The organism is Kordiimonas gwangyangensis DSM 19435 = JCM 12864 (genome assembly GCF_000375545.1).
GTDB lineage: Bacteria > Pseudomonadota > Alphaproteobacteria > Sphingomonadales > Kordiimonadaceae > Kordiimonas > Kordiimonas gwangyangensis.
Genome location: NZ_AQXF01000012.1, coordinates 2501 through 5207 on the forward strand (window position 1 = coordinate 2501; position 2707 = coordinate 5207).

Genomic DNA, 2707 nt, shown 5'->3' on the forward strand with positions numbered 1-2707 from the left:
AGTGAACCAGTACCGTGAGGGAAAGGTGAAAAGCACCCCGATGAGGGGAGTGAAAGAGAACCTGAAACCGAATGCCTACAAGCAGTCGGAGCCTCTTTATGAGGTGACGGCGTACCTTTTGTATAATGGGTCAGTGAGTTAGTCTATTTAGCAAGCCTAAGCCGATAGGTGTAAGCGTAGCGAAAGCGAGTCTGAACAGGGCGACTGAGTTAAATGGATTAGACCCGAAACCCGGCGATCTAGTTATGAGCAGGTTGAAGGTGCGGTAACACGCACTGGAGGACCGAACCCACGTCTGTTGAAAAAGACGGGGATGACTTGTGATTAGGGGTGAAAGGCCAATCAAGCCGGGAGATAGCTGGTTCTCCGCGAAAACTATTTAGGTAGTGCCTCAGGTATTACCTACGGGGGTAGAGCACTGGATGGATGCGGGGGGCGCGAGCCTTACCAATTCTAACCAAACTCCGAATACCGTAGAGTAGAGCCTGGGAGACAGACTGTGGGTGCTAAGGTCCATAGTCGAGAGGGAAACAGCCCTGACCACCAGCTAAGGTCCCTAAATCATGTCTAAGTGGGAAAGCATGTGAGACGGCCATAACAACCAGGATGTTGGCTTAGAAGCAGCCATCATTTAAAGAAAGCGTAACAGCTCACTGGTCTAATTAAGCTGTCTTGCGGCGAAGATGTACCGGGGCTAAAGACATGTACCGAAGCTGTGGATGTGCACTTTGTGCACGTGGTAGCGGAGCGTTCCGTAAGCCGTTGAAGGTGTGGCGCGAGCCATGCTGGAGGTATCGGAAGTGAGAATGCTGACATGAGTAGCGATAAAGAGTGTGAGAGACACTCTCGCCGAAAACCCAAGGGTTCCTGCGCAAGGCTAATCCGCGCAGGGTGAGTCGGCCCCTAAGGCGAGGCCGAAAGGCGTAGTCGATGGGAAACAGGTTAATATTCCTGTACCTGATGAGATGTGACGAATACTGGTCATAGTTCTTCCTTATTGGATTGGAGGGGCTGTAAAGGTGTTCCAGGAAATAGCCTCATCATATAGACCGTACCCTAAACCGACACAGGTGGGTTGGTAGAGTATACCAAGGCGCTTGAGAGAACTATGCTGAAGGAACTCGGCAAATTGCCTCCGTAACTTCGGGAGAAGGAGGCCCACCATCGAGGCAACTCTTTGGTGGGGGCACAAAAGAGGGGGTGGCGACTGTTTACTAAAAACACAGGGCTCTGCGAAGCCGTAAGGCGACGTATAGGGTCTGACGCCTGCCCGGTGCCGGAAGGTTAAGAGGAGGTGTGCAAGCACCGAATTGAAGCCCCGGTAAACGGCGGCCGTAACTATAACGGTCCTAAGGTAGCGAAATTCCTTGTCGGGTAAGTTCCGACCTGCACGAATGGCGTAACGACTTCCCCACTGTCTCCAGCATAGACTCAGCGAAATTGAATTCTCCGTGAAGATGCGGAGTACCCGCGGTCAGACGGAAAGACCCCGTGCACCTTTACTACAGCTTCAGAGTGGTATTAGGGATAACATGTGTAGCATAGGTGGGAGGCTTTGAAGCCGGGACGCCAGTCCTGGTGGAGCCACCCTTGAAATACCACCCTTGTTGTTCCTGATATCTAACCACGTCCCGTGAACCCGGGACTGGGACCCTCTGTGGCGGGTAGTTTGACTGGGGCGGTCGCCTCCCAAATGGTAACGGAGGCGCGCGATGGTAGGCTCAGGTCGGTTGGAAATCGATCGTTGAGTGCAATGGCATAAGCCTGCCTGACTGTGAGACTGACAAGTCGAACAGAGACGAAAGTCGGTCATAGTGATCCGGTGGTTCTGTGTGGAAGGGCCATCGCTCAACGGATAAAAGGTACGCCGGGGATAACAGGCTGATACTGCCCAAGAGCTCATATCGACGGCAGTGTTTGGCACCTCGATGTCGGCTCATCTCATCCTGGGGCTGGAGCAGGTCCCAAGGGTATGGCTGTTCGCCATTTAAAGAGGTACGTGAGCTGGGTTTAGAACGTCGTGAGACAGTTCGGTCCCTATCTGCCGTGGGCGCAAGAGACTTGAGAGGAGCTGCCCCTAGTACGAGAGGACCGGGGTGGACGGACCTCTGGTGGACCTGTTGTGGCGCCAGCCGCATTGCAGGGTAGCTATGTCCGGACGGGATAACCGCTGAAAGCATCTAAGCGGGAAGCCCCCCTCAAGATTAGGTCTCTCTGAGAGCCGTGGAAGACCACCACGTTGATAGGTCAGGTGTGGAAGCGCAGTAATGTGTGAAGCTAACTGATACTAATTGCTCGATAGGCTTGAGAGCCCTCCATAGACAGAGATCAAATCTCTTCTGTGGGATCTTTAGCAGCATGTAAAACACGCAAGTTACTCTTTTGTTGATCTGGTGGTTATAACAAGGTTGTCCCACCCGGTCCCATCTCGAACCCGGAAGTGAAAAGCCTTTGTGCCGATGGTACTTCGTCTTAAGGCGCGGAAGAGTAGGTCGCCGCCAGATCTACAAAAGAGTAAAACATCTTCACTCTCAAACACTTAAAACCGGCCAAAGGCCGGTTTTTTAATTAAAGAAAATGCTCAGTTCCTGCTCGTCAGGCAGCCCTGAGCGAGTTCCATGGGATGGCTTCGCCATACCGGGAACCAACAAAAATTTGACGCGGGATGGAGCAGCCCGGTAGCTCGTCAGGCTCATAACCTGAAGGT

2 rRNA genes (1 of these 2 only partly in view) are annotated in these 2707 nt (G+C 52.8%); both read left to right on the forward strand.

Annotated features, from left to right (window positions below):
• Positions 1-2312, forward strand: a 23S ribosomal RNA gene (locus B150_RS0118930) (it extends 432 nt beyond the left edge of the window).
• 77 nt (positions 2313-2389) lie between these two features.
• A 5S ribosomal RNA gene (rrf, locus tag B150_RS0118935) occupies positions 2390-2504 on the forward strand.
• Positions 2505-2707 lie beyond the last annotated feature (203 nt).